We start from the raw sequence: 22,267 nt of genomic DNA, 5'->3' as shown, positions 1-22,267 counted from the left end.
CGGCCGGCGCAGGCCAGATCAGGACATGGTCACCAACATCTCTTCGATGGTCATGATCCGCGAGGGCGGCAGTCGGATGGTGGCGGTACAGCCCTGCCCCGGTGCACTGTCCAGCGTCAGCGTGCCGCCATGGGCCTGCGCCAGACGCAGCGCCAGCGGCAGGCCAAGCCCGACGCCCTCGTGATGGCGGGTGGCGCTCTGGTCGATCTGGCCGAAGGGGGTCATCGCCTTGGCGATGTCCTCCGTCCGCATGCCGACGCCACGGTCCCGCACCGAAAGCGCGAGCCAGCCGTCGGCAGCCAATGCCGCCGTCAGGGTGACGACGTCCCCCGGATGGCTGAATTTGATGGCGTTGGACAGCAGGTTGCCCAGCGCCTGGACCAGGCGCCGTTCGTCGCCCCGCATCGGCGGCAGTTCGCCATCGGCCGTCACTTCGACCGTCACACTCCGGCGGGTGGCGTGAAAGTGCAGGTTCGCCACGGCCCGTTCGGCGACCGCCGACAAATCGACGGGTCCTTCGGTCAAGGACAGCCCGCCGGCATCGACGCGCGCCATGTCGATGATGTCGTCGATGATCGCCAACAGCTGCTCGCCGGCCTGACGGATCGCGCCGACGCAATCGCGCATCTGATCGGTCCGCTGCGCGTCGCCAACCGTTCGTCCGGCCTGCACCTCCAGAAGCTGGGAGAAGCCGATCACCGCGTTCAGCGGGGTGCGAAGTTCGTGGCTCATCGCCGCAATGAAGATGGATTTGGCGCGGTCGGCCGCCTCCGCCGCGGCCTTGGCCGCCAGCAACTCGGCCTCCGCCCGGCGGCGTTCGGTGACGTCGCGGAGAATGGCGGTGTAGAGCCTGCGCCCCTCCACCTCGCTGGCGCCGACCGACAGCTCCACGGGGAAGCGGGTACCGTCGGCGCGCTCAGCCTCAGCCCCCCGGTCGCGGGCGATCAACGCCGTGGTCTGGCCGGGCGCGAACTCCAGCCGGACGCCGCCCTCCTCCCGCAGGTCCGCCAGCGGGATCAGGCGGTCGAGCGGGCGCCACAGCAGGTCCCCGGCGGAAACGCCGAACATCGCCTCCGCCGCCCGGTTGAAGCTGTGCAGCACACCGGCCTCGTCGATGGTCAGGATCGCGTCGGCCGCGGTGTCGAGGATCGCCTTGTTGCGCGCCTCCGACAGGCGCAGGGCATTGGCGGTGTGCACATATTCGCTGACGTCGGTGATGGTGGCGATGGTGCCGCCATCCTCCAGGGGCATGCGTTGGCACAGCACCCGCCGGTCGGCGCCGGACCCGTCGGGGTCGTGGAAGCGGAAATCGGTCGGCGCCGGATCGCCGGCCGCGTCCAGCCGCCAGTCCGCCGCGACCCGCGCCCGGTCGTCGGGATGGACGGCATCGAGCCAGCCGCCGCCGAGCAGCCGGTCGGGCTCCAGCCCGGTGATGCCGGCAAGCCGGGCATTGGCGAACAGCACCTGGCCGTCGGCATCTGCCTGCAGGATACCGACCGGCACCGCCTCCGCCAATGTGCGGTAGCGCGCTTCGCTGGCCCGCAGGCGTTCCGACAGGGCGATGTGGTCGCTGATGTCGCGGAAGGTCAGCACCAGTCCGCCGATGGACGGATCGGCCAGCTCGTTGCGGGTTGTGACCTCCAGCCAACGCCAGCCGCCATCGGCATGGCGGAAGCGGAAAACGATACGGCCGCTGCTGCCGGCCGGGGCCGCCGCGCGCCGTTGGAACCGGCGCCGCGCCTCCTCCACATCATCGGGATGGATGTGGCCGTCGAACGACGCGCCGGTCAGCCTATCCGAAGTGTGGCCCAGCAGATCTGCGACGGCGTCGCTGATGCGGAGCACGCGCCCGTCGGCCGACAACAGCGCGACGACCTCCCGGCAATCGCGGAACAGGGCACCGACAGCCAGTGCGGTCGCGCGATGCTCGCCATCCTGCAAGATGATACCCCCCGAACCTGCTGCGAACGGCGGGATGGCTTCGATCCCGCCTTGCAGAGTAATGAGGGGTCATCAATGGTTCATGTCAGGACTAACCCGACTCCGGGCCATTGATTTCGGCACTGAAACACTTATCCCGCCGTCCTTATCCCCGGCGCAAGGACAGGAAGGAAGTCAGCGCCTCCAGCACTGCGTCGGGGGCTTCGGTCATCACCATGTGTCCGGTCTGCGGCAGGACGACGACCTGCGAAGTCTTGACGCGGGCCGCCAGCGATCGCCCGGCCTTCGCCGGTGTCATCTTGTCGAGCGTGCCCAGCAGGAAAAGCGCCGGACAGTCGACCGCCGCCGCGGCATCGGCCCCTTGTCCATAATCGTTGCATGCTGCCAGATCGACACCCAGCACGCCCGGACGGACCGACGCCATCAGCCGGCGCCCGCCGGGGATCAGCGCCAGCCCCGGCGTCGGGCAACCGCCGCCCTGGGCGCCGCCATGGCCGCGCGGGCCGTGGCCCCAGCCGACCACCATGTCGATGGCCGACTGCTCGCCGGCATGGGCGGCGGCCAGCAGGTCGGGGTGGACCGGCATCCGCTCCGCGATGCCCAGCAGCGCGATTGCCTCCACCCGCCCACCATGATGGGCGCCATGGCGGGCGGCGGCGTCCAGCGCCACCAACGCCCCCATGGAATGGCCGATCAGCGCCGCCCGTTCCAGCCCGGCGGCATCCAGCAGGGCGATCACCCAATCGGCGATGGCGGCGATGCTGCCCAGCGGCTCCCCGCCGGAGCGGCCATGCCCCGGCAGGTCGACCGCCAGCACCGAGCGGCCATGGTGGGCGAGAAAGCGGCTTTGCAGGCTCCACACGCTGTGGTCCATGCCGGCGCCGTGGATCAGCACGACGGCAGGACGGGCGGGATCGATGTCCCGGCCACCGGTGTGGACGAAGACGGGGGTTCCGTTGACGGTCAACTGCATGGCGCGGCCCTCAGCCCTTGGTGGCGGCGCGCAGCGCCTGCTTCAGGTCGTCGATCAGATCTTCGCAATCCTCCAGCCCGATGGACAGGCGGATCATGTCCTCCCCCACCCCGGCGGCGGCGAGCGCTTCGGCATCGAGCTGGGCGTGGGTGGTGCTGGCGGGATGGATGACCAGCGACTTGGCGTCGCCGACGTTGGCGAGGTGCGAGAACAGGGACAGCAACTCGATAAAACGGCGACCGGCCTCGCGGCCGCCATGCGCACCGGCCCGGATGCCGAAGGAAATGATGGAGCCGGCGCCGTGCGGCAGCAGCCGGGCGGCCAGGGCGTGGTCGGGATGGTCCACCAGCTCCGGATAGGAGACCCAGGCGACGGCGCCCTTCTCCGCATTCAGCTCCCCTTCCAGGAAGCAGATGACTTTGCGGGTGTTGTGGATGTGCGCCTTCATCCGCAGCGGCAGCGTTTCCACCCCCTGCAGGATCTGGAAGGCGTTCATCGGGCTCATGCAGGCGCCGAAATCGCGCAGCCCCTCGGCGCGGGCGCGGGCGATGAAGGCGGCCGGGCCGTATTCCTCGGCGAAATCGATGCCGTGATAGCCGGCATAGGGCTCGGTCAGGGTCGGGAACTTGCCGGACGCCTCCCAGTCGAAGCGGCCGCCGTCGATCACCACGCCGCCGATGGCGGTGCCGTGCCCGCCCAGCCACTTGGTGCAGGAATGCATGACCAGATCGGCGCCATGCTCGAACGGGCGGCAGAGATAGGGCGTGGTGAAGGTCGAGTCGATCAGCAGCGGGATGCCGGCCTCATGGGCGATGGCCGCGACCTTCGGCACGTCCAGCACCTCCAGCCCCGGATTGCCCAGCACCTCGCCGAAGACCAGCCGGGTTTCCGGCCGGATCGCCGCGCGGATGCCGTCAAGGTCGCGCGGATGGACGAAGGTCGTGGTGATGCCGAAACGCGGCAGCGTATAGGCCAGCAGGTTGCGGCTGCCGCCATAGATGGAGGAGGACGCGACGATGTGCCCGCCCGCCCCCATCAGCGTCATGATGGCGAGCGTCAGCGCCGCCTGTCCGCTGGCGGTGCAGACCGCACCCACCCCGCCTTCCAACGTCGCCAGCCGCTCCTCCAGCACCGCGACGGTGGGGTTGGAGATGCGCGAATAGATGTGGCCGGGCCGTTCCAGATTGAACAGGGCCGCCGCCTGATCGACGTCGCTGAAGACGTAGGAGGAGGTCAGGTGGATCGGAACCGCCCGCGATCCGGTCGCCGGATCGGGCCTTTGGCCTGCATGCAGGCTCTGCGTATCGAACTTCAGGAACTTGGCGCCGGCCATGCTCCTCCCTCCCCTTGATGTTGGAAGAGGGCCGCCAACGACGAGCGGCCCTCTCTGCTTGTCAGCTTTTTATTTGCCAGCCCTGTTCAACCCGCATTCCAGCGGCATCGACGGTGCGGAAGCGTATGGAGACCTGACGCGCGCGTCAAGGCGGTTGGGAGGGGGCGGTTGGGAGGGGGCGGTTGGGAGGCGCTGCGCCGAAGCGTATCCCTCAGGGCGCCACCCCCACCATCGTCTCCTCCGCCAGCCAGTCCACCACCCGGCGCAGCGCCTCGTCCTCGTCGGCGCCGTCGGCGAGCGCCGCCTGGAAGATCGCGATCTGCCGATGGGCGCTGGTGCCGCGGGCGACGATCTCACGCGCCCGTTCGACCTCGGCGGTGCAGCCGAAATGCTCGGCATCCTCGCGGGTCAGGTCGATGATCTCGTCCAGCAGGTCGGCATAGGGCACGATGCGCCCCTGCCCGAAATCGACCAGCCCGCTGTCCAGCCCATAGCGCTGGGCGCGCCAGCGGTTTTCCTCGATCAGCAGGTTCTTGTAGGGCCGCCAGGTGACGTTGCGCGCCTTCAGCCGCCACAGCATGCGCAGCAGGCAGCGATACAGCGCCGCCACCGTCACCGCGTCGTCCAGCCGGGTGCAGATGTCGGTGATGCGCATCTCCAGCGTCGGGAAGCGCGAGGACGGGCGGATATCCCACCACAGCTTGCTGGCGTCCTCGATAACCCCGGCATTCACCAGCACGGCGACGTGGCTCTGATACTCGCCGAAGCTCTGGAAGCCGGCGGGCATGCCGGTGCGCGGCAGCTCGTGCCAGACGCTGAGCCGGTAGGACCGGCGCTCCATGTCGCGCCCGCGCCAGAAGGGCGAGGAGGTCGACAGCGCCAGCAGATGCGGCAGGAAATAGCGGACCTGGTTCATCAGGTCGATGCGCAGGTCGTCGTCCTCGATCCCGACATGGACATGCATGCCGCAGATCATCAGCCGGCGGGCCGGCGCGCCCAGATCGCGGGCCAGCATGTTGTAGCGGTCGCGGTTGGTGTGCTTCTGCGGCTCCCACGCGGCAAAGGGATGGGTGGAGGCCGCGATCGGCGCCAGCCCATAGCGGTCGGCCACCCCGGCCACTGTGGCGCGCAACGCCGCCAACTCGGTCCGCGCCTCGTCCAGCGTTCTGCAGACCGGCGTCCCCACCTCGATCTGGCAGCGCAGGAATTCCGGGTGGATGCGGCCCGGCGCCTGTTCCTGACAGGCTTCCAGCATCTCGTCGGGCGGGCTGGGCACGATGTCGCGCGTGCCGCGGTCGACCAGCAGATATTCCTCTTCCAGGCCGAGGGTGAAGGACGGTTCGCTTACGGCGCTTTCCATTGGCACGGCGCTTTCCATTCGATGTTCAGGCCCGCGGATAATGGTGGATGGTCGCCAGCGACGGCAGGGACAGCAGCGGTTCCAGCGCATCGCCGATCACCTGCGCCCACAGTTCGGCACCCTCGGGCGTTGCGATCAGGTCCTGCCGAACCTCCAGCAGGACGTTGGGATATCCGGCGGGCGTCGCGTGGGTCTCCACCGTACCGCCCAGCGTGCCGCGGCCGGAATAGGGCTGGTTGTCGCCGACGCACCAGCGGCCATCGGCCTTCAGCGCCTCGATCAGCGGCACCGGCAGGCGCGGATCGTTGTCCCACAGCACGCCGATGTGCCAGGGCCGCGCCACACCGCGCATCGCCGGGGTGAAGCTGTGGACCGACACCATCACCGGCACCTGTCCGCGGGCGCGGATCGTCGAGACGGCCGCCGCCACCGCGGCGTGATAGGGCTTGAACAGCGCCTCCACCCGCTGGGCCTGGGCCTCGGCATCCAGCGCGCGATTGCCGGGGATCACCACGTCATCGCTGACCACCGGAATCGCCGTGGGATCCTCGATCGCGCGATTCGGGTCGATCACCAGACGGGAGAAACCGGACAGCACCGCGGTGGCGCCAAAGCGGTCGGCCAGCCGCCGCGTCACCTCCGCCGCCCCGATGTCGTAGGCGATGTGGCGGCAGAGCTGCTCCTCCGGCAAACCCAGGTCGCCGAGAAGGGCGGGAATCGCACGCGACGCATGGTCGCACACCAGCAGCAGCGGCCCGCCGGCATCCGGGTTCAGCGTGGTCGTCGGCGGCGGATCGTTCGGACCCAACAGCGGCGTTGCCGCACGGGGCGCCGGTGCGGGAGCGGTGACGGGCTGGCGATGTTCGGAAGGTGATGAGGCCATATGCCACACTAGCGCAACCGCAGCGCCGGGCGGAAGCGCGGCCGATGGTGGTAGCCCGAACGGCAAGCTGATACGCTCCGACTCCCTCTCCGCGCGAACCCACCCGGAAGACACCCCGCATGCTCCGCCTGCTCACCCTCTGCTTTGCCGTGATGGCGCTGCTCAGCGCTTGCGGACCCGTTTACGAGACGCAATACAGCCTCGTCCCGCCAAGCTCGGCCGAAGGCCGGCTCTGCGTCAACCAGTGCCAGCAGAACCGCAATTACTGCCGTCAGAATTGCGGCATGTCGCAGCAGGCCTGCGTGAACGAGGCGCGGTCGCGGGCCCTCTACGAGTATCAGTCCTATGTCAACCGCCAGCAGGCGGAGAAGAAGCCGATCAAGAAGTCGGTGAGCGATTTCGACCGCTCCTATTCCTGCGGCAACAGCAGCTGCGAAGCGCGGTGCGAGGCCGATTATCGCGACTGTTTCGGTGGAAGCTGCGGCGGGCAGGTGATCGCCAAGCGCGTCTGCACCGCCTTCTGCGACCAGGAGAAGCCGGCCCCCGCACCCGCGGCGGCGCCGATGCTGAGCCCCATCCCGCCGGGCGCTTCCCCAAGCCCGATGGCGACCGCCCCCGCTGCCGGCTATCAGGCCGGAGCGTCGCTGTGCCAGCCCGGCATGCGGGTGGAGGTCCAGTGGAAAGGCGACTGGTATCCGGCGACGGTGAAGGACAAGCCGCGCAAGGACGGCCGCTGCCCGGTGCATTACGATGAGTACAGCACCGAAGACGACGAGGCGGTGTCGCTTCGCCGCATCCGGCCGCGCTGATCCGCATCCCGGCCGAAAAGGCCGGCTTGGCCGCCCATCCGGCAGCTTCCGGGGGAACCGCGGAGGCGCACGGCAGCCATGACTTGCATCCCGCTGGCCCGGTGGCTGGACCGCGGATATAAGCGGTCCATGCCAGACGCCAGTGCCTTCACCGCCGACCATCTGTACCGGACGCAGCGCATCGCCCTGATCGCGCTGCTGATCGGCGCCTTGGGCATCGCCTTCGCGCCCATCTTCGTCCGCCTGTCGGAGGTCGGTCCGGTCGCCACCGGCTTCTGGCGCACGGCGTTGGCGACCCCGGTCCTGGCGCTGTGGATGGGCAGCGAATCGTGGCAGCGGGGCGGACGGGCCAGCCGCCGCCCGTCCTCACTCTCCGACTATGGCAGGCTGTCGCTGGCAGGGCTGTTCTTCGCCGGCGATCTTGCGATCTGGCACACGTCGATCCGCTACACCTCGGTCGCAAACTCCACATTGCTCGCGAACTTCGCCCCGCTGTTCGTGGCGCCGGCCGCATGGTTCCTGTTCAAGGAGCGGATCACCGGCCGGTTCGTCCTGGGCATGCTGCTGGCGCTGGCCGGCGCCGTCGTGCTGATGGGCCAGAGTTTCCAACTCGGCGCCGATCACCTGTTCGGCGACGCGCTGGGCCTGCTGACCGCCGCCTTCTATGCCGGCTATATCCTGTCGGTCGGGCGCCTGCGCGCCGAATTCTCCACCGCGACCATCATGACCTGGAGCGGGGCCATCACCGCTGTCGTGCTGCTGCCGCTGGGACTGTCCGACGGCGAGGCGATGCTGCCGGGGAGCGCCGCCGGTTGGGCCGTTCTGGCCGGCCTCGCCCTGTTCAGCCATGCCGGCGGCCAGAGCCTGATCGCCTATGCCCTCGCACACCTGCCGGCGTCCTTCTCGTCGGTGAGCCTGCTGCTGCAGCCGGCGGCGGCCGCGATCCTCGCCTGGATCCTGCTGAACGAACCTTTGGGACCCTTGCAGGCGGTCGGCGCCGCGGTGATCCTGTTGGGCATCCTGATGGCTCGCCGCGGCAGCCGCTGAGACACCGTCTTCGCGTGATCGCCGCTCTGTTTTTCCGTCCCGCGGGCAAGGCGCCGCAGCGTGGCTGTGCCCCATTGACCGCGCCCGCAGGGACCGTTACCGGTATGACCAACCATCGATGAACCGCCTTCCGATCAAAGGGGAACAAACCGTGCCCGGCACCGACGACAGCGCTCACGTCCCCTCCTCCTCGCAACGCATATCGGAGTGGGTGGCCCAACAGCTTCTCGACCGCATCGCGCGTGGCGAGCTGGTGCCGGGGGAGCGCCTGCCGGGCGAACGCCAGTTGGCCGAACAGCTGCACGTCAGCCGGGTATCCGTCCGCGCCGCCTTGCAAAAGTTGAAGACCCAGGGATTCCTCACCGCGGTCCAGGGCGGCGGCACGCGCGTGGTGTCCTCGGCCGGTGTGATGGACGGCGCCCTGACCACCATGGTGCGCAGCACCCATCAGAACCTTTGCGATCTCGTCGAGATCCGCATGGCGCTGGAAAGTTGGGCGGCCCGCCGCGCAGCCGAACGCGCGACGCAGGAGCAGATCGACACCATCGGCCGCATCCTGGCGGCGATGAGCGAGACCAACCGCGATGGCGGACGCGCGGCGGACGACATGGATTTCCACGTTGCCGTCGCCCAGGCGTCCGGCAGTCCGGTCTATCTCCACCTGCTGTCGACCATCCGCGACATCCTCGGCAACATGGTCGAAATGAAACACACCGAACCCTTCATGGAGAACCATGAAGCGCTGATGATCGACCACCATCGTGCCATCCATCAGGCCATCGCCCGGCGCGATCCGGATGGCGCTGCCAACGCCGTCACCGCCCATCTCGGCTGGATTCTGGCGCGCTACCGCACCATGACCGATGAACCGGCCGTCCGGTCGAACGCCACGCCCTCCCCCGACGCCACCGGCGCCTGATCTCCGAAATCCGCCCCTGATAACGAAAAAGGCCGCAGCCTCCCGAAGGAGACTGCGGCCTTTTTACAACCGACCGGCGACGATCCTCAACTGGCGAGGATCGTCCCGATCTCCTTGGTCACCTCATCGATGTCGGCCATGCCGTCCACCACCTTGAGCACGCCGCGGCCCTGGTAATAGGGCAGGATCGGCGCCGTCTGCTGATGGTACTGGGCCAGACGGGTGGTCACCGTCTCCGCATTGTCGTCGGCGCGCCGCTTGAACTCGGTGCTGCCGCAGACATCGCAGACGCCCTCGACCTTCGGCTTCTCGAAGCTGTCGTGATAGCCCTTGCCACACTTGGCGCAGGTGTAACGGCCGGTGATGCGTTCCACCAGCACGTCGTCGACCACCCGCATCTCGATCACATGGTCGAGCTTAAGGCCCTTCTCGTCGAGCATCTTGTCGAGCGCCTCGGCCTGGGCCACGGTGCGCGGGAAGCCGTCGAGGATGAAGCCGTTCTTCACGTCCGGCTTCGAAATGCGCTCGGCGATCATGCTGACCATCAGCTCGTCCGGCATCAGCTTGCCGGCGGCCATGATCTCCTTCGCCTGCTGCCCGAGCGGCCCACCTTCCGCCACCATGGCGCGGAGCATGTCGCCGGTCGACAACTGCACCAGACCACGAGTGTCTTCCAGACGGCGCGCCTGGGTCCCCTTCCCGGCGCCCGGCGGACCGAGCAGTATGAGGTTCATTACTTTCTCCCCCGAAGCTTAGATTTCTTGATCAATCCCTCATACTGGTGAGCCAGCAGGTGGGAATGAATCTGCGCGACCGTGTCCATCGTGACGGTGACCACGATCAGCAGGCTGGTGCCGCCAAAATAAAACGGAACCGAGTGCTGGGATATCAGGATTTCGGGGAGGAGACAAACCGCCACAAGGTAGGCGGAGCCGATGACCGTCAGCCGCGTCAGCACATAGTCGATGTGGTCGGCGGTGTTCTTGCCCGGACGGATGCCCGGGATGAAGCCGCCATACTTGCGCAGGTTGTCGGCCGTCTCCGTCGGATTGAAGACGATGGCGGTGTAGAAGAAGCAGAAGAACACGATCAGAGAGGCATACAGCAGCATATAGAGCGGCGTACCGTGCGCGACGTAGCGCGACACCGCCTGCAGCCACTCCGGCCCCTCGCCGCCGGCGAAGCCCACCGCAGTCAGCGGAAGCAGCAGCAGCGACGACGCGAAGATCGGCGGAATGACGCCGGCCGTGTTCATCTTCAGCGGCAGGTGCGACGCTTCGCCGCCGAACACCCGGTTGCCGACCTGTCGCTTCGGGTACTGCACCAGCAGACGACGCTGGGCGCGCTCCATGAAGACGATGAAGAACACCACGCCCACGGCCATCAGCAGCATCAGGATGATGAAGACGGTGGACAGAGCGCCCTGACGGCCGAGTTCCAGCGTGTTGACCAGCGCGCGCGGCAGTTCCGCGACGATGCCGGCGAAGATGATCAGCGAGGTGCCGTTGCCGATGCCGCGGGCGGTGATCTGCTCACCCAGCCACATCAGGAACATGGTGCCGCCGACCAGCGTGATGACCGTGGCGACGCGGAAGAACAGGCCCGGATCGAGCACCGCCGCTCCCGTGGAGCCGCGCATCGACTCGAGACCGACCGCAAGGCCGTAGGCCTGCACCGTGGCGAGCGCCACCGTGCCGAATCGGGTGTACTGGTTCAGCTTCTTGCGCCCGGCCTCGCCTTCCTTCTTCATCGCCTCCATCTGCGGCGACACGGCGGTCAGCAGCTGCACGATGATGGACGCCGAGATGTACGGCATGATGTTGAGCGCGAAGATGGTCATGCGGTGCAGCGCGCCGCCGGCCAGCATGTCGAACATGCCCAGGATGCCGCTGCCCTGCTGCTTGAACACGTCCTGCAGAATGTGCGGATCAATGCCCGGAATCGGGATGTATGTGCCCAACCGATAGACGATCAGGGCCGCCAAGGTGAACCAAATCCGCTTTTTCAGCTCGGTCGCCTTGGAGAAAGCCCCGAAATTGATGTTGGCGGCAAGCTGCTCGGCCGCTGATGCCATGGTCCAATCCCTGTCCCGTAAGCGCGAACGGGGCGGCACTGCATGACGCAGGCCGCCCCTCGCGACTTCGCTTTTTGTAGTGCCACGAAAGCCCGCACGCAAGCACGGGCTTGTCGCGGAACTTTACTCGGCGGCTTCGGCGGCGGGAGCGGTCAGCGTGACGCTGCCGCCAGCCTTCTCGACCGCCTCGATGGCCGACTTGGACGCACCGGCGACCGTGAAGGAAACCTTCGCGGTCAGCTCGCCCTTGGCCAGGAGACGGACGCCGTCCTTCTTCAGCTTGCCGGTGACACCGGCGGCGTTGAGCGCCGCGGCATCGATGGTCTCGGCGGCGTTCAGCTTGCCCAGGTCGATGGCCTTCTGGATCATGCCCAGGTTAACCACCGAGTATTCCTTGGCGAAGATGTTCCGGAAACCACGCTTCGGCAGGCGGCGGTGCAGAGGCATCTGCCCGCCTTCGAAGCCGTTGATCGCCACGCCGGTGCGCGAGGTCTGACCCTTCACGCCGCGGCCAGCGGTCTTGCCCTTGCCCGAACCGATACCACGACCGACGCGCATGCGCGCCTTGCGGGCACCGGCGTTGTCACGCAGGTCATTAAGCTTGGTCATGATCTCAGCCCTCGTTCTCGACGCGGACCAGGTGCGCGACCTTGGCGATCATGCCCCGCACGGCCGGAGTGTCCTCCAGCTCGCGGGTCCGGTGCAGCTTGTTGAGACCCAGACCGACCAGCGTCTCGCGCTGGTCGTGCTTGCGGCCGATCGGGCTGCCGATCTGGGTCACGACGACGGTCTTCTTCTCCGCCATGATCAGGCCTCCTGTCCGGCGCCGGCCTCACGACGGCCGAGGATGTCGCTCACGCGACGACCGCGACGCGCCGCGACGGACCGCGGGCTGGTGACCTGGGTCAGGGCGTCGAAGGTCGCCTTGATCATGTTGTGCGGGTTCGACGTGCCGATCGACTTGGTCACGACGTCAGCGACGCCGAGAGCCTCGAAGATCGCGCGCATCGGACCACCGGCGATGATGCCGGTACCGGCCGGAGCGGCCCGCAGCACGACCTTGCCGGCACCGAAGTGGCCGTTGGTGTCATGATGCAGCGTGCGGCCTTCGCGCAGCGGAACACGGATCATGCCGCGCTTGGCCTGATCGGTCGCCTTGCGAATGGCTTCCGGGACCTCACGGGCCTTGCCCGAGCCGACGCCGACGCGACCCTTGCCGTCACCAACGACGACCAGAGCGGCGAAGCCGAAGCGACGACCACCCTTGACGACCTTGGCGACGCGGTTGATGCCGACGAGCTTTTCGATCAGCTCGCTTTCTTCCCGCTCGCGCGGCTGCCGGTCGCGGTTGTCCCGCTCCCCACGTTCACGTGCCATATCCGGGCCTCCTTAGAACGACAGCCCGCCCTCACGGGCGGCGTCGGCCAGGGCCTTGACCCGGCCATGGTAAATGTAACCACCGCGGTCGAACACGACCTCGGTAATCCCAGCGGCCTTGGCGCGCTCGGCAATCAGCTCGCCGATGCGCTTGGCAGCATCGACGTTGCCGCCGTGCTTGAGCTGCTCGCGCAGCTCCTTCTCGAGCGACGAGGCGGACGCGAGCGTCTTGCCGTTTTCGTCGTCGATGATCTGGGCGTAGATGTGCAGATTGGACCGGAAGACCGAGAGGCGAACGCGCCCGCCGGCCTTCTTGGCAATCTGCGCGCGCACGCGCTGCTTGCGGCGCTCGTGGAGTTGCTTTGGCTTCAGCATGGCGGTTACTTCTTCTTACCTTCCTTGCGCAGGACGGTTTCGGTCTCGTACTTGATGCCCTTGCCCTTATAGGGCTCCGGCTTCTTCCAACCGCGGATCTCGGCGGCAACCTGGCCGACCATGTGCTTGTCGTAGCCGCTGACCGAGATGGCCGTCGGCTTGTCGCACTTGATCGTGATGCCTTCCGGGATCGGGTACTTCACGTCGTGCGAGAAGCCGAGCTGCATGACCAGCTCCTTGCCCTGCACGGCCGCGCGGTAACCGACGCCGTTGATTTCCAGGTTGATCGTGAAGCCCTGGCTGACACCGGTGACCATGTTGTTGATCAGGGTGCGCGAGGTCGCCCACATGACGCGGGCGCGCTTGCTGTCGTTTGCCGGCTTCACCACCACCTTGCCGTCTTCCAGCGAGGCGGTGATGTCGTCGATCAGGGTCATGCTGAGTTGCCCCAGCTTGCCCTTGGCCGTGACCTGCTGACCGTCGACCTTCACGTCGACGCCAGCCGGAACCGGCACGGGATGCTTGCCAATGCGCGACATCTGCCAATCCCCCTTAGAACACGCGGCAGAGGACTTCGCCGCCGACGTTGGCGGAGCGGGCCTCGTTGTCCGACATCACGCCGCGCGGGGTCGACAGGATCGACAGACCCAGCCCGTTGTAGACACGGGGCAGGTCGGCGATCTTCGAGTAGACGCGACGGCCGGGCTTCGACACACGGGCGATCTGCTTAATGACAGGCTCGCCTTCGTGGTACTTCAGCTCGATCTTCAGGTTCTTGACGCCCGGACGCAGTTCTTCCTCGGACCAGCCGCGGATGAAGCCTTCACGCTTCAGAACTTCCAGGACGTTGACGCGCAGCTTAGACGCCGGGGAAACCACAACGGACATGCGGGCGTGCTGACCGTTGCGGATGCGGGTCAGCATATCGCCGAGCGGATCGCTCAAAGACATTCTCGGACCCTCCTTACCAGCTCGACTTCGTCATGCCCGGAATCTGGCCGGTCGAGGCCAGTTCGCGGAGCGTGACGCGGGACAGCTTGAACTTGCGATAGAACGCGCGCGGACGCCCGGTCATTTCGCAGCGGTTCCGGACGCGCACCTTCGAGGAGTTGCGCGGCAGTTCGGCCAGCTTGAGGCGGGCAGCGAATTGCTCTTCCGGCGGGAGGGTCTTGTCGTTCGCGATTGCCTTCAGGCGCGCACGCTTGTTCGCGTACTGCTTGGCCAGCTTGGCGCGACGCTTGTTCTTTTCGATGGCACTGGTCTTAGCCATGGTCGTGCTCCAGCCTCAGCTCACGAACGGCATGTCGAAGCCCTTCAGGAGAGCCTTGGCTTCCTGGTCGGTCTTCGCCGAAGTGACGATGATGATGTCCATGCCGCGGATCTGATCGATCTTGTCGTAATCGATCTCCGGGAAAATGATCTGCTCCTTGACGCCCATGGCGTAGTTGCCACGGCCGTCAAAGCTGTCACCCGGGATACCGCGGAAGTCACGGACGCGCGGCAACGCAATCGTCACCAGGCGATCCAGGAACTCGTACATGCGGTCGCGACGGAGCGTGACCTTGCAGCCGATCGCCATGCCTTCGCGCAGCTTAAACTGGGCGATCGACTTGCGCGACTTGGTCACCACCGGCTTCTGACCGGTGATGGCGGCCATCTCGGCCACGGCGAGCTGGATCTTCTTGGAGTCGGCGACAGCCTCGCCGACACCCATGTTGACCACGATCTTCTCGATCCGCGGAACTTCCAGGTCGTTCTTATAGCCGAATTCCGACTTCAGAGCGGCGCGGATCTTGGAATCGTAAACTTCTTTCAGACGTGCGGTCATGCCCGGGTCCTCACAGGTCAATGACTTCGCCGGACCGCTTGGCGACACGCACCTTGCGGCCATCCTCAAGGATCTTGAAACCGACGCGGGTCGGCTTGCCATCCTTGGGATCGACGTGAGCGAGGTTGGAGACGTTGATCGGCGCCTCCATCTCGATGATGCCACCCTGCGAGCGGGCGCTGGCACGCTGGTGCTTCTTCACCACGTTCACGCCCTGCACAACGGCACGGTTCTCCTTGGGGAAAACCTTCAACACCTCGCCGGTCTTGCCCTTGTCACGGCCGGTCAGGACAACGACCTTGTCCTTGGTCTTGATCTTGGCGGCCATTACAGCACCTCCGGCGCCAGCGAGATGATCTTCATGAACTTCTTGCCGCGCAGCTCGCGAGTGACCGGCCCGAAGATACGGGTGCCGATCGGCTCGCCCTGCTTGTTGATGAGCACGGCGGCGTTCCGGTCGAAACGGATCGCCGACCCGTCCTCCCGACGCAGTTCCTTCGCGGTGCGGACGATGACGGCGCGATGCACGTCGCCCTTCTTGACGCGGCCCTTCGGAATGGCCTCCTTGACCGAGACGACGATGACGTCGCCCACGGTCGCGACCTTCCGCTTGGACCCGCCAAGCACCTTGATGCACTGCACCCGGCGCGCCCCGCTGTTATCGGCGACTTCCAGGTTGGTTTGCATCTGGATCATTGTTTACGACCTTTCGTTATCACGCGGCGCCGCTGTCGGCGGCGGACTCCGTCACGACCGTCCAACGCTTGGACTTCGAGATCGGGCGGCATTCGATGATCGAAACGGTATCGCCGACCTTGAACAGGTTGCCCTCGTCGTGGGCGGCGTACTTCTTCGACTGACGAATGAACTTCTTGTACACGGGGTGCATGACACGGCGCTCGACAAGAACCGTAACGGTCTTGTCGCACTTGTCGCTGACCACCGTGCCCTGCAGAACGCGGCGAGGCATGGATGATCCCCCTTACTTGCCGGCGTCGGCGGAGCGGGCACGCTCGCCGAGGATGGTCTTGATGCGGGCGATGTCGCGGCGCACCGTGTTCACCCGCGCGGTGTTCTCCAGCTGGCCGGAGGCCTTCTGGAAACGCAGGTTGAACTGTTCCTTCTTGAGCTGGAGGAGCTGATCGTTCAGCTCATCCGCGCTCTTCGTACGAATGTCTACGGCCTTCATGCCGCGGTCTCCTCGACACCGCCCAGGCGGGTCACCAGCTTCACCTTGATCGGCAGCTTCGCGGCCGCCAGAGCGAAGGCGGTTTTTGCCACATCTGCCGGCACGCCGTCCAGTTCAAACAGGATGCGGCCGGGCTTCACGCGGGCCGCCCAGTACTCCGGCGAACCCTTACCGGAACCCATGCGGACTTCGGCGGGCTTGGTGGAGACGGGGAGATCCGGGAAAATGCGGATCCAGACGCGGCCCTGTCGCTTCATCGCACGGGTGATCGCGCGGCGGGCCGCTTCGATCTGCCGGGCGGTGATGCGCTCCGGCTCCAGGGCCTTGAGGCCGAAGGAGCCGAAGTTCAGGGCGGTGCCGCCCTTGGCGTTGCCGTGGATGCGGCCCTTGTGGGCCTTACGGAATTTCGTGCGCTTGGGAGAAAGCATCGCTCGGCCCCTTTACTCGCGTTCGGAGCGCTCGGAGCGCTCGCGACGGTCGCGACGATCATGCCGATCGCGGCGCGGTTCGCCGTCGGTCGACACCGGCTCGGAACCCATGCGCTTGTCCTGCGCCATCGGGTCGTGAGCCATGACCTCGCCCTTGAACACCCACACCTTGACACCGCAGGTGCCGTAGGTGGTCTTGGCGGTGCCCACACCGTAGTCGATGTCGGCGCGCAGGGTGTGCAGCGGAACGCGGCCCTCGCGGTACCACTCCATGCGGGCGATTTCCGCACCGCCGAGACGGCCGGAGCAGTTGATCCGGATGCCCTGGGCGCCCAGACGCATGGCGGACTGCACGGCGCGCTTCATGGCGCGACGAAATGCCACACGGCGCTCGAGCTGGCTGGCGATGTTCTCGGCGATGAGGCGGGCGTCGATTTCCGGCTTGCGGATTTCGACGATGTTCAGGCTCACCTCGCTGCCGGTCATCTTCGACAGCTCAAGACGCAGCTTCTCGATGTCCGCGCCCTTCTTGCCGATCACCACGCCCGGACGGGCCGAGTGGATGGTGATGCGGGCCTTCTTGGCCGGACGTTCGATGACGACGCGCGAGCAACCGGCCTGCTGCAGGCGACCCTGCAGATAGCCGCGCAGCTTCAGGTCCTGGTGCAGCAGATTGGCGTAGTCGCGCTTGGCGAACCAACGGCTGTCCCAGGTCCGGTTGATGCCGAGGCGCAGCCCGATCGGATTGATTTTCTGACCCATTACTCGGCCCCCTCGGCAACGGCGGCGTCACGCTCGCGAACGATGATCGTCAGGTTGCTGAACAGCTTCTCGACCCGGGCGCCGCGACCGCGGGCACGGGCGTGGAAGCGCTTCATCACCAGAGCGCGACCGACCGTCGCCGACGACACGTACAGACGGTCGACGTCGAGCTGGTGGTTGTTCTCGGCGTTCGCGATCGCGGCCTGCAGGACCTTCTTCACCTCGCCGGCGATGCGGCGCTTGGAGAAGGTCAGCTCGGCCACGGCGCGGCTGGCATCCATGTTCCGGATCAGCTGGGCGACGAGGTTGAGCTTCCGCGGGCTGGTGCGGATCATCGGATTGCGGGCCAGAGCCTCGTTCTCCGCGATCCGGCTGGGATTGGCAGACTTGCCCATGGCTTACTTCCTCTTCGCCTTCTTGTCCGCCGCGTGGCCATAGAAGGTCCGCGTCGGAGCGAACTCGCCGAACTTGTGACCGATCATGTGCTCGGTAACCAGAACCGGCAGGAACTTGTGGCCGTTGTAGACGCCGAACGTCAGACCGACGAACTGCGGCAGGATGGTCGAACGACGCGACCAGATCTTGATGATCTCGTTGCGGCCCGAAGCCCGGCTCTTGTCCGCCTTCTTCAGCAGATAGCCGTCGACGAACGGGCCCTTCCAAACGGAGCGTGCCATCGTTCGACCTCCTTACTTCGAATGACGGCGGCGCAGGATCAGGCCATCCGTCTTCTTGTTGTGACGAGTCTTCTTGCCCTTGGTCGGCTTGCCCCACGGCGTGACCGGATGACGGCCGCCCGAGGTGCGACCCTCACCACCACCGTGCGGGTGGTCGATCGGGTTCATGGCGACGCCACGGACCGACGGACGCTTGCCCAGCCAGCGGTTGCGACCGGCCTTGCCCAGGTTGGTGTTCATCTGGTCCGGGTTGGACACGGCACCCAGGGTGGCCATGCACTCGCCACGAACCATGCGCAGCTCGCCGGACGGCAGCTTCAGCTGGGCGTAGCCGCCGTCGCGGCCGACCAGCTGCAGGTAGGTGCCGGCGGAACGAGCCACCTGACCACCCTTGCCGGCCTTCAGCTCGACGTTGTGCACGATCGAACCGACGGGGATGTTCTTCAGCGGCATGGCGTTGCCGGGCTTCACGTCGACGCGTTCGCCCGAGATGACCGTGTCGCCGACCTTCAGGCGCTGCGGCGCCAGGATGTAGGACAGGGTCCCATCCTGGTACTTGATCAGCGCGATGAACGCCGTGCGGTTCGGATCATATTCCAGCCGCTCGACGGTGGCCGGAACGTCGAACTTGCGACGCTTGAAGTCCACCAGACGGTAGGTGCGCTTGTGACCGCCACCCATCCGGCGCGCGGTGATGCGGCCGGTGTTGTTGCGTCCACCAGACTTGGTCAGACCCTCGGTGAGGGTCTTGACCGGCTTGCCCTTCCACAGCTCCGAGCGGTCAACGATGACCAGCTGGCGGAGCGACGGCGTAATCGGGCGGTATTGCTTCAGAGCCATCGGATCACACTCCCGCTCAGATGCCCGTGGTCACGTCGATCTTGTTACCCTCGGCGAGGGTGACGACGGCCTTCTTGAAGTCCGAGCGACGGCCGATGGTGCCGCGGAACCGCTTGGTCTTGCCCTTGGAAACCAGGGTGTTGACCGCGGTCACCTTGACGTTGAAGAGACCTTCAACGGCGGCCTTGATCTCCGGCTTGGAGGCCGTGAGCGGCACGCGGAACGTGACCTGGTTATGCTCCGACACCAACGTCGACTTCTCGGTGATGACGGGAGCGAGGATCAGGTCGTACATCCGCTCCTGGCTCACCGCAGGTTTCGACTGCTTGCTCATTTCAGGCGAGCCTCCAGTTGCTCGACCGCGTTGCGGGTCAGGACCAGCGTATCGCGGCGGAGAATGTCGTAGACGTTCGCACCCTGCTCCGGCAGCACGTCGATCAGCGGGATGTTGCGCGAAGCCTTGGCGAAGTTCTCGTCCAGGTTCGAGCCATCGATGATCAGCGCCGAAGTCAGGCCGAGGGTGGCGAGACGAGCCGCCAGTTCCTTGGTCTTGTGCGTCTCGGCGGCCGCAGCCTCCAGGACGATCAGCTTGCCCTCGGCGGCCTTGGCCGACAGGGCGGTCTTGAGCGCCAGCTTGCGGACCTTCTTCGTCAGGTCGTGGGCGTGCGAACGCACCACCGGCCCGAAGATGGTCGCACCGCCGCGGAACTGCGGCGAACGGATGGAGCCCTGACGAGCGCGACCGGTGCCCTTCTGCGAGTAGGGCTTCTTGGTCGTGCCGCTGATCTCGCTGATGCCCTTGGTCTTGTGGTTACCGGAGCGGCGCTTGGCCAGCTGCCAGTTCACCATGCGGGCCAGCAGGTCGGTGCGGGTCGGCAGGCCGAACACGGCGTCCGACAGCTCGATCTCGCCGACGGCTTCGTTGTTCAGGTTCTTGATCGTGGCCTTCATGGCGCTCACTCCTGCGTCTCGGCCGGGGCTTCCGCCGCCGGAGCAGACTTGATGCCGGCCGGGAAGGGCAGGCCTTCCGGAGCCTTCTTCTTGACGGCGTCACGGATGCGCAGCCAACCGCCCTCGGCGCCGGGGACGGCACCCTTGAGCATGATCAGACCACGGGCTTCGTCGACGGCGACGACCTGCAGGTTCAGAACCGTGACCCGCTCGTCACCGAGATGACCGGCCATCTTCTTGTTCTTGAAGACCTTGCCGGGGTCCTGACGGTTACCCGTCGAACCGTGCGAACGGTGCGACACCGACACGCCGTGCGTGGCGCGCAGACCACCGAAGTTCCAGCGCTTCATCGCACCGGCAAAGCCCTTGCCGATGGAGGTGCCGGTGACGTCGACGTACTGGCCGGCGACGAAGTGGGCGGCCGAAAGCTCGGCACCAACCTCGATCAGGGCATCGGCATCGACGCGGAACTCGACCAGCTTGCGCTTCGGCTCCACGCGCGCCTTGGCGAAATGCCCGCGCTCAGGCTTGTTGACGTTCTTGACCTTGATGGCGCCCGCGCCGAGCTGGACGGCGGTGTAGCCATCCTTGTCCTCGGTGCGAACGGCGACGACCTGGCAGCTGTCGACTTTCAGCACAGTGACCGGAACATGCTGGCCGTCGTCCGTGAAGACGCGGGTCATGCCGACCTTCTGCGCGATCAAACCGGATCGCATTGTTCTTTATCTCCTGACCAGGGACATCCGCTTACCGGAGAGGTCCCTTACCAACCAAAATCAGAGCTTGATCTCGACGTCGACGCCGGCGGCGAGGTCGAGCTTCATCAGAGCATCCACGGTCTGCGGCGTCGGATCGACGATGTCGAGCAGGCGCTTGTGGGTGCGGATCTCGAACTGCTCGCGCGACTTCTTGTCGATGTGCGGCGAGCGGTTCACGGTGAACTTTTCGATGTGCGTCGGCAGGGGGATCGGGCCCCGCACGCGCGCGCCGGTCCGCTTGGCGGTGTTGACGATCTCGCTGGTCGACTGGTCGAGCACGCGATGATCGAACGCCTTCAGACGGATGCGGATGTTCTGGCTGTCCATGTCCAAACGTCCCTTGCACCTTCTAGCGATGACGCGGACGCGTCACCGGAACTCCACGAGCTGCTTTGGGGCTTCGCCGACAGCGCAAGGCCGCGCGCCGAACCACCGAAGCGGGGTCGACGGGCGACACTGTGACCGATGCGACGGGCCGATACGAAAAAAGAACATCCCCCGCGGCGGATGCGCGAAGGGGATGTTCCGTTCAGCAGACGGCGCGCCTCCGTGGAGGCGCGCCGTGCCGTTCGTCTCGGGCTGCGTCTAGGCCGAAGCTGCCTACCACCAACCCAAAATCCAGAGGGCGTAATCTCTAGGCGTTCAGCGCCCGCGTGTCAATCCTGAATCTCCCCCCAGTCGGAGGAAGCTGGATCGACAGGCGGACGGACCCGAATGCCGACGCCCGATGGCTAGAACCGGGCGGACCGCCCACCCTGCTTGCGCGGAGAAGACGGCCCGTCTCTTACAACCGGCGGCGGGATTGTCTCCCGTCGCCCTACCCTTCCCTCCGGCGACCACGTTGCGGTGGACGCCGGACGGTCATCACTCGACGATCTTGGCAACGACGCCGGCGCCGACGGTGCGGCCGCCCTCGCGGATGGCGAAGCGCAGGCCTTCGTCCATGGCGATCGGGGCGATCAGAGCCACGTCCATGGCGACGTTGTCGCCCGGCATCACCATCTCGACGCCTTCCGGCAGCGAGACCATGCCCGTCACGTCCGTCGTACGGAAGTAGAACTGCGGACGGTAGTTGGTGAAGAACGGGGTGTGACGGCCGCCCTCTTCCTTCGTCAGGATGTAGGCTTCGGCCTTGAACTTGGTGTGCGGGGTGATCGAACCCGGCTTGGCCAGAACCTGGCCGCGCTCGACGTCCTCGCGCTTGGTGCCGCGCAGCAGCGCGCCGATGTTGTCGCCGGCCTCACCCGAATCGAGCAGCTTGCGGAACATCTCGACGCCGGTCACCGTGGTCTTCACCGTCGCCTTCAGGCCGACGATCTCGACTTCGTCACCGACCTTCACGATGCCGCGCTCGACACGGCCGGTCACAACGGTGCCGCGACCCGAGATCGAGAACACGTCTTCGATCGGCATCAGGAACGGACGGTCCTTCGGACGCTCCGGCTGCGGGATGTACTCGTCCACCGTCTTCATCAGAGCCAGAACGGCGTCACGGCCGATCTCCGGCTGACGGTCTTCCAGGGCGCACAGAGCCGAGCCCTTGGTGATCGGAATGTCGTCGCCCGGGAACTGGTAGGAGGACAGCAGCTCGCGAACTTCCAACTCGACCAGCTCCAGCAGTTCCGGATCGTCGACCATGTCGACCTTGTTCAGGAACACGACCAGCGCCGGAACGCCAACCTGGCGGGCCAGCAGGATGTGCTCGCGGGTCTGCGGCATCGGGCCGTCGGCGGCCGACACGAC

General features: G+C 66.4%; 32 protein-coding genes. 3 read left to right on the top strand and 29 right to left on the bottom strand.

Annotated features, from left to right (window positions below; genetic code table 11):
- Positions 1-18: 18 nt before the first annotated feature.
- From FZ029_RS04605 to FZ029_RS04585, 5 genes are all read right to left on the bottom strand, one after another.
- Positions 19-1,941, bottom strand: a complete 1,923-nt coding sequence (locus FZ029_RS04605) for a PAS domain S-box protein (RefSeq protein WP_247892146.1) — start codon at positions 1,939-1,941, stop codon at positions 19-21.
- A 145-nt stretch (positions 1,942-2,086) separates the two neighbouring features.
- Positions 2,087-2,914, bottom strand: a complete 828-nt coding sequence (locus FZ029_RS04600; protein ID WP_149268186.1) for an alpha/beta hydrolase — start codon at positions 2,912-2,914, stop codon at positions 2,087-2,089.
- Between the two features lie 10 nt (positions 2,915-2,924).
- Positions 2,925-4,247, bottom strand: coding sequence for an O-acetylhomoserine aminocarboxypropyltransferase (locus FZ029_RS04595; protein WP_149268185.1), 1,323 nt, complete (start codon positions 4,245-4,247; stop codon positions 2,925-2,927).
- Positions 4,248-4,458: 211 nt separating this feature from the next.
- The gene (locus FZ029_RS04590) at positions 4,459-5,607 is read right to left on the bottom strand and encodes a carboxylate-amine ligase (RefSeq protein ID WP_149268184.1); all 1,149 of its coding nucleotides are present in this window, start codon (positions 5,605-5,607) and stop codon (positions 4,459-4,461) included.
- A 25-nt stretch (positions 5,608-5,632) separates the two neighbouring features.
- Positions 5,633-6,490: an N-formylglutamate amidohydrolase gene (locus FZ029_RS04585; RefSeq protein ID WP_247892145.1), complete on the bottom strand. Its 858-nt coding sequence runs from the start codon at positions 6,488-6,490 to the stop codon at positions 5,633-5,635.
- A gap of 119 nt (positions 6,491-6,609) precedes the next feature.
- Between FZ029_RS04585 and FZ029_RS04580 the strand changes: the two genes are divergently transcribed.
- The 3 genes from FZ029_RS04580 (at position 6,610) to FZ029_RS04570 (ending at position 9,265) form a co-directional block, all read left to right on the top strand.
- Complete coding sequence (locus tag FZ029_RS04580; protein WP_149268182.1) at positions 6,610-7,299, top strand: hypothetical protein; 690 nt, start codon at positions 6,610-6,612, stop codon at positions 7,297-7,299.
- A gap of 129 nt (positions 7,300-7,428) precedes the next feature.
- The gene (locus tag FZ029_RS04575) at positions 7,429-8,346 is read left to right on the top strand and encodes a DMT family transporter (RefSeq protein WP_149268181.1); all 918 of its coding nucleotides are present in this window, start codon (positions 7,429-7,431) and stop codon (positions 8,344-8,346) included.
- Between the two features lie 151 nt (positions 8,347-8,497).
- Positions 8,498-9,265: a FadR/GntR family transcriptional regulator gene (locus FZ029_RS04570; protein ID WP_149268180.1), complete on the top strand. Its 768-nt coding sequence runs from the start codon at positions 8,498-8,500 to the stop codon at positions 9,263-9,265.
- A gap of 86 nt (positions 9,266-9,351) precedes the next feature.
- Here FZ029_RS04570 and FZ029_RS04565 read toward each other — a convergent pair whose 3' ends face one another.
- From FZ029_RS04565 to tuf, 24 genes are all read right to left on the bottom strand, one after another.
- Complete coding sequence (locus FZ029_RS04565; RefSeq protein ID WP_149268179.1) at positions 9,352-9,999, bottom strand: adenylate kinase; 648 nt, start codon at positions 9,997-9,999, stop codon at positions 9,352-9,354.
- Positions 9,999-11,339, bottom strand: coding sequence for a preprotein translocase subunit SecY (secY, locus tag FZ029_RS04560; protein WP_136705169.1), 1,341 nt, complete (start codon positions 11,337-11,339; stop codon positions 9,999-10,001). The genes FZ029_RS04565 and secY overlap by 1 nt, the downstream gene beginning before the upstream one ends.
- A gap of 123 nt (positions 11,340-11,462) precedes the next feature.
- Entirely contained in the window at positions 11,463-11,948 is a 486-nt protein-coding gene (gene rplO / locus FZ029_RS04555) for a 50S ribosomal protein L15 (protein WP_149197554.1), read from the bottom strand.
- Between the two features lie 4 nt (positions 11,949-11,952).
- On the bottom strand, positions 11,953-12,144 hold the full coding sequence (gene rpmD / locus FZ029_RS04550; protein ID WP_014246903.1) for a 50S ribosomal protein L30: 192 nt from the start codon (positions 12,142-12,144) through the stop codon (positions 11,953-11,955).
- 2 nt (positions 12,145-12,146) lie between these two features.
- Positions 12,147-12,716: a 30S ribosomal protein S5 gene (rpsE, locus tag FZ029_RS04545; RefSeq protein ID WP_014246902.1), complete on the bottom strand. Its 570-nt coding sequence runs from the start codon at positions 12,714-12,716 to the stop codon at positions 12,147-12,149.
- Between the two features lie 12 nt (positions 12,717-12,728).
- A complete protein-coding gene (gene rplR / locus FZ029_RS04540) occupies positions 12,729-13,091 on the bottom strand; it encodes a 50S ribosomal protein L18 (RefSeq protein ID WP_014246901.1) in 363 nt (120 codons plus the stop codon).
- A 5-nt stretch (positions 13,092-13,096) separates the two neighbouring features.
- Positions 13,097-13,630, bottom strand: coding sequence for a 50S ribosomal protein L6 (rplF, locus tag FZ029_RS04535; protein ID WP_149268178.1), 534 nt, complete (start codon positions 13,628-13,630; stop codon positions 13,097-13,099).
- A 13-nt stretch (positions 13,631-13,643) separates the two neighbouring features.
- A complete protein-coding gene (gene rpsH / locus FZ029_RS04530; RefSeq protein WP_085088120.1) occupies positions 13,644-14,042 on the bottom strand; it encodes a 30S ribosomal protein S8 in 399 nt (132 codons plus the stop codon).
- Positions 14,043-14,055: 13 nt separating this feature from the next.
- On the bottom strand, positions 14,056-14,361 hold the full coding sequence (rpsN, locus tag FZ029_RS04525; protein WP_149197556.1) for a 30S ribosomal protein S14: 306 nt from the start codon (positions 14,359-14,361) through the stop codon (positions 14,056-14,058).
- Positions 14,362-14,376: 15 nt separating this feature from the next.
- Entirely contained in the window at positions 14,377-14,919 is a 543-nt protein-coding gene (gene rplE, locus FZ029_RS04520) for a 50S ribosomal protein L5 (protein WP_012973217.1), read from the bottom strand.
- 10 nt (positions 14,920-14,929) lie between these two features.
- Entirely contained in the window at positions 14,930-15,247 is a 318-nt protein-coding gene (gene rplX, locus FZ029_RS04515) for a 50S ribosomal protein L24 (RefSeq protein WP_014246896.1), read from the bottom strand.
- Positions 15,247-15,615, bottom strand: a complete 369-nt coding sequence (gene rplN / locus FZ029_RS04510; protein WP_012973215.1) for a 50S ribosomal protein L14 — start codon at positions 15,613-15,615, stop codon at positions 15,247-15,249. Before rplN ends, rplX begins: the two co-directional genes overlap by 1 nt.
- 19 nt (positions 15,616-15,634) lie before the next feature.
- Positions 15,635-15,889 (bottom strand): 30S ribosomal protein S17, encoded by a 255-nt coding sequence (gene rpsQ, locus FZ029_RS04505; RefSeq protein ID WP_014246895.1) that lies wholly within the window; start codon positions 15,887-15,889, stop codon positions 15,635-15,637.
- 12 nt (positions 15,890-15,901) lie between these two features.
- Positions 15,902-16,108: a 50S ribosomal protein L29 gene (gene rpmC, locus FZ029_RS04500; protein ID WP_012973213.1), complete on the bottom strand. Its 207-nt coding sequence runs from the start codon at positions 16,106-16,108 to the stop codon at positions 15,902-15,904.
- Positions 16,105-16,536: a 50S ribosomal protein L16 gene (gene rplP, locus FZ029_RS04495; protein WP_014246894.1), complete on the bottom strand. Its 432-nt coding sequence runs from the start codon at positions 16,534-16,536 to the stop codon at positions 16,105-16,107. Before rplP ends, rpmC begins: the two co-directional genes overlap by 4 nt.
- Positions 16,537-16,548: 12 nt before the next feature.
- Positions 16,549-17,298 carry a 30S ribosomal protein S3 gene (gene rpsC / locus FZ029_RS04490; protein ID WP_085088119.1) on the bottom strand — a complete coding sequence of 250 codons (750 nt, stop codon included), beginning with the start codon at positions 17,296-17,298 and terminating at the stop codon, positions 16,549-16,551.
- Complete coding sequence (gene rplV, locus FZ029_RS04485) at positions 17,298-17,693, bottom strand: 50S ribosomal protein L22 (protein ID WP_014246892.1); 396 nt, start codon at positions 17,691-17,693, stop codon at positions 17,298-17,300. Before rplV ends, rpsC begins: the two co-directional genes overlap by 1 nt.
- Before the next feature lie 3 nt (positions 17,694-17,696).
- Positions 17,697-17,975: a 30S ribosomal protein S19 gene (gene rpsS / locus FZ029_RS04480; RefSeq protein ID WP_012973209.1), complete on the bottom strand. Its 279-nt coding sequence runs from the start codon at positions 17,973-17,975 to the stop codon at positions 17,697-17,699.
- Between the two features lie 12 nt (positions 17,976-17,987).
- The gene (gene rplB, locus FZ029_RS04475; RefSeq protein WP_012973208.1) at positions 17,988-18,815 is read right to left on the bottom strand and encodes a 50S ribosomal protein L2; all 828 of its coding nucleotides are present in this window, start codon (positions 18,813-18,815) and stop codon (positions 17,988-17,990) included.
- A gap of 16 nt (positions 18,816-18,831) precedes the next feature.
- Positions 18,832-19,149: a 50S ribosomal protein L23 gene (locus tag FZ029_RS04470; protein ID WP_012973207.1), complete on the bottom strand. Its 318-nt coding sequence runs from the start codon at positions 19,147-19,149 to the stop codon at positions 18,832-18,834.
- Positions 19,146-19,766, bottom strand: coding sequence for a 50S ribosomal protein L4 (gene rplD, locus FZ029_RS04465; RefSeq protein ID WP_044549482.1), 621 nt, complete (start codon positions 19,764-19,766; stop codon positions 19,146-19,148). The genes FZ029_RS04470 and rplD overlap by 4 nt, the downstream gene beginning before the upstream one ends.
- A gap of 5 nt (positions 19,767-19,771) precedes the next feature.
- Positions 19,772-20,482, bottom strand: coding sequence for a 50S ribosomal protein L3 (gene rplC, locus FZ029_RS04460; protein WP_063633867.1), 711 nt, complete (start codon positions 20,480-20,482; stop codon positions 19,772-19,774).
- 60 nt (positions 20,483-20,542) lie between these two features.
- A complete protein-coding gene (gene rpsJ / locus FZ029_RS04455; protein ID WP_012973204.1) occupies positions 20,543-20,851 on the bottom strand; it encodes a 30S ribosomal protein S10 in 309 nt (102 codons plus the stop codon).
- A gap of 537 nt (positions 20,852-21,388) precedes the next feature.
- On the bottom strand, positions 21,389-22,267 hold an 879-nt coding region (tuf, locus tag FZ029_RS04450; RefSeq protein ID WP_149268177.1), incomplete at its 5' end, for an elongation factor Tu.

This window comes from Azospirillum sp. Sh1 (assembly GCF_008365135.1).
In the GTDB taxonomy this organism is placed as follows: domain Bacteria; phylum Pseudomonadota; class Alphaproteobacteria; order Azospirillales; family Azospirillaceae; genus Azospirillum; species Azospirillum oryzae.
This window is presented reverse-complemented; position numbering and strand designations above follow the sequence as displayed.

Coding starts and splice junctions, on each gene's coding strand:
- FZ029_RS04600 (WP_149268186.1), bottom strand. CDS start 2,914: ATGCAGTTGACCGTCAACGGAACCCCCGTCTTCGTCCACACCGGTGGC.
- FZ029_RS04595 (WP_149268185.1), bottom strand. CDS start 4,247: ATGGCCGGCGCCAAGTTCCTGAAGTTCGATACGCAGAGCCTGCATGCA.
- FZ029_RS04590 (WP_149268184.1), bottom strand. CDS start 5,607: ATGGAAAGCGCCGTAAGCGAACCGTCCTTCACCCTCGGCCTGGAAGAG.
- FZ029_RS04585 (WP_247892145.1), bottom strand. CDS start 6,490: ATGGCCTCATCACCTTCCGAACATCGCCAGCCCGTCACCGCTCCCGCA.
- FZ029_RS04580 (WP_149268182.1), top strand. CDS start 6,610: ATGCTCCGCCTGCTCACCCTCTGCTTTGCCGTGATGGCGCTGCTCAGC.
- FZ029_RS04575 (WP_149268181.1), top strand. CDS start 7,429: ATGCCAGACGCCAGTGCCTTCACCGCCGACCATCTGTACCGGACGCAG.
- FZ029_RS04565 (WP_149268179.1), bottom strand. CDS start 9,999: ATGAACCTCATACTGCTCGGTCCGCCGGGCGCCGGGAAGGGGACCCAG.
- secY (WP_136705169.1), bottom strand. CDS start 11,339: ATGGCATCAGCGGCCGAGCAGCTTGCCGCCAACATCAATTTCGGGGCT.
- rplO (WP_149197554.1), bottom strand. CDS start 11,948: ATGACCAAGCTTAATGACCTGCGTGACAACGCCGGTGCCCGCAAGGCG.
- rpmD (WP_014246903.1), bottom strand. CDS start 12,144: ATGGCGGAGAAGAAGACCGTCGTCGTGACCCAGATCGGCAGCCCGATC.
- rpsE (WP_014246902.1), bottom strand. CDS start 12,716: ATGGCACGTGAACGTGGGGAGCGGGACAACCGCGACCGGCAGCCGCGC.
- rplR (WP_014246901.1), bottom strand. CDS start 13,091: ATGCTGAAGCCAAAGCAACTCCACGAGCGCCGCAAGCAGCGCGTGCGC.
- rplF (WP_149268178.1), bottom strand. CDS start 13,630: ATGTCGCGCATTGGCAAGCATCCCGTGCCGGTTCCGGCTGGCGTCGAC.
- rpsH (WP_085088120.1), bottom strand. CDS start 14,042: ATGTCTTTGAGCGATCCGCTCGGCGATATGCTGACCCGCATCCGCAAC.
- rpsN (WP_149197556.1), bottom strand. CDS start 14,361: ATGGCTAAGACCAGTGCCATCGAAAAGAACAAGCGTCGCGCCAAGCTG.
- rplE (WP_012973217.1), bottom strand. CDS start 14,919: ATGACCGCACGTCTGAAAGAAGTTTACGATTCCAAGATCCGCGCCGCT.
- rplX (WP_014246896.1), bottom strand. CDS start 15,247: ATGGCCGCCAAGATCAAGACCAAGGACAAGGTCGTTGTCCTGACCGGC.
- rplN (WP_012973215.1), bottom strand. CDS start 15,615: ATGATCCAGATGCAAACCAACCTGGAAGTCGCCGATAACAGCGGGGCG.
- rpsQ (WP_014246895.1), bottom strand. CDS start 15,889: ATGCCTCGCCGCGTTCTGCAGGGCACGGTGGTCAGCGACAAGTGCGAC.
- rpmC (WP_012973213.1), bottom strand. CDS start 16,108: ATGAAGGCCGTAGACATTCGTACGAAGAGCGCGGATGAGCTGAACGAT.
- rplP (WP_014246894.1), bottom strand. CDS start 16,536: ATGCTTTCTCCCAAGCGCACGAAATTCCGTAAGGCCCACAAGGGCCGC.
- rpsC (WP_085088119.1), bottom strand. CDS start 17,298: ATGGGTCAGAAAATCAATCCGATCGGGCTGCGCCTCGGCATCAACCGG.
- rplV (WP_014246892.1), bottom strand. CDS start 17,693: ATGGGCAAGTCTGCCAATCCCAGCCGGATCGCGGAGAACGAGGCTCTG.
- rpsS (WP_012973209.1), bottom strand. CDS start 17,975: ATGGCACGCTCCGTTTGGAAGGGCCCGTTCGTCGACGGCTATCTGCTG.
- rplB (WP_012973208.1), bottom strand. CDS start 18,815: ATGGCTCTGAAGCAATACCGCCCGATTACGCCGTCGCTCCGCCAGCTG.
- FZ029_RS04470 (WP_012973207.1), bottom strand. CDS start 19,149: ATGAGCAAGCAGTCGAAACCTGCGGTGAGCCAGGAGCGGATGTACGAC.
- rplD (WP_044549482.1), bottom strand. CDS start 19,766: ATGAAGGCCACGATCAAGAACCTGAACAACGAAGCCGTCGGCGAGATC.
- rplC (WP_063633867.1), bottom strand. CDS start 20,482: ATGCGATCCGGTTTGATCGCGCAGAAGGTCGGCATGACCCGCGTCTTC.
- rpsJ (WP_012973204.1), bottom strand. CDS start 20,851: ATGGACAGCCAGAACATCCGCATCCGTCTGAAGGCGTTCGATCATCGC.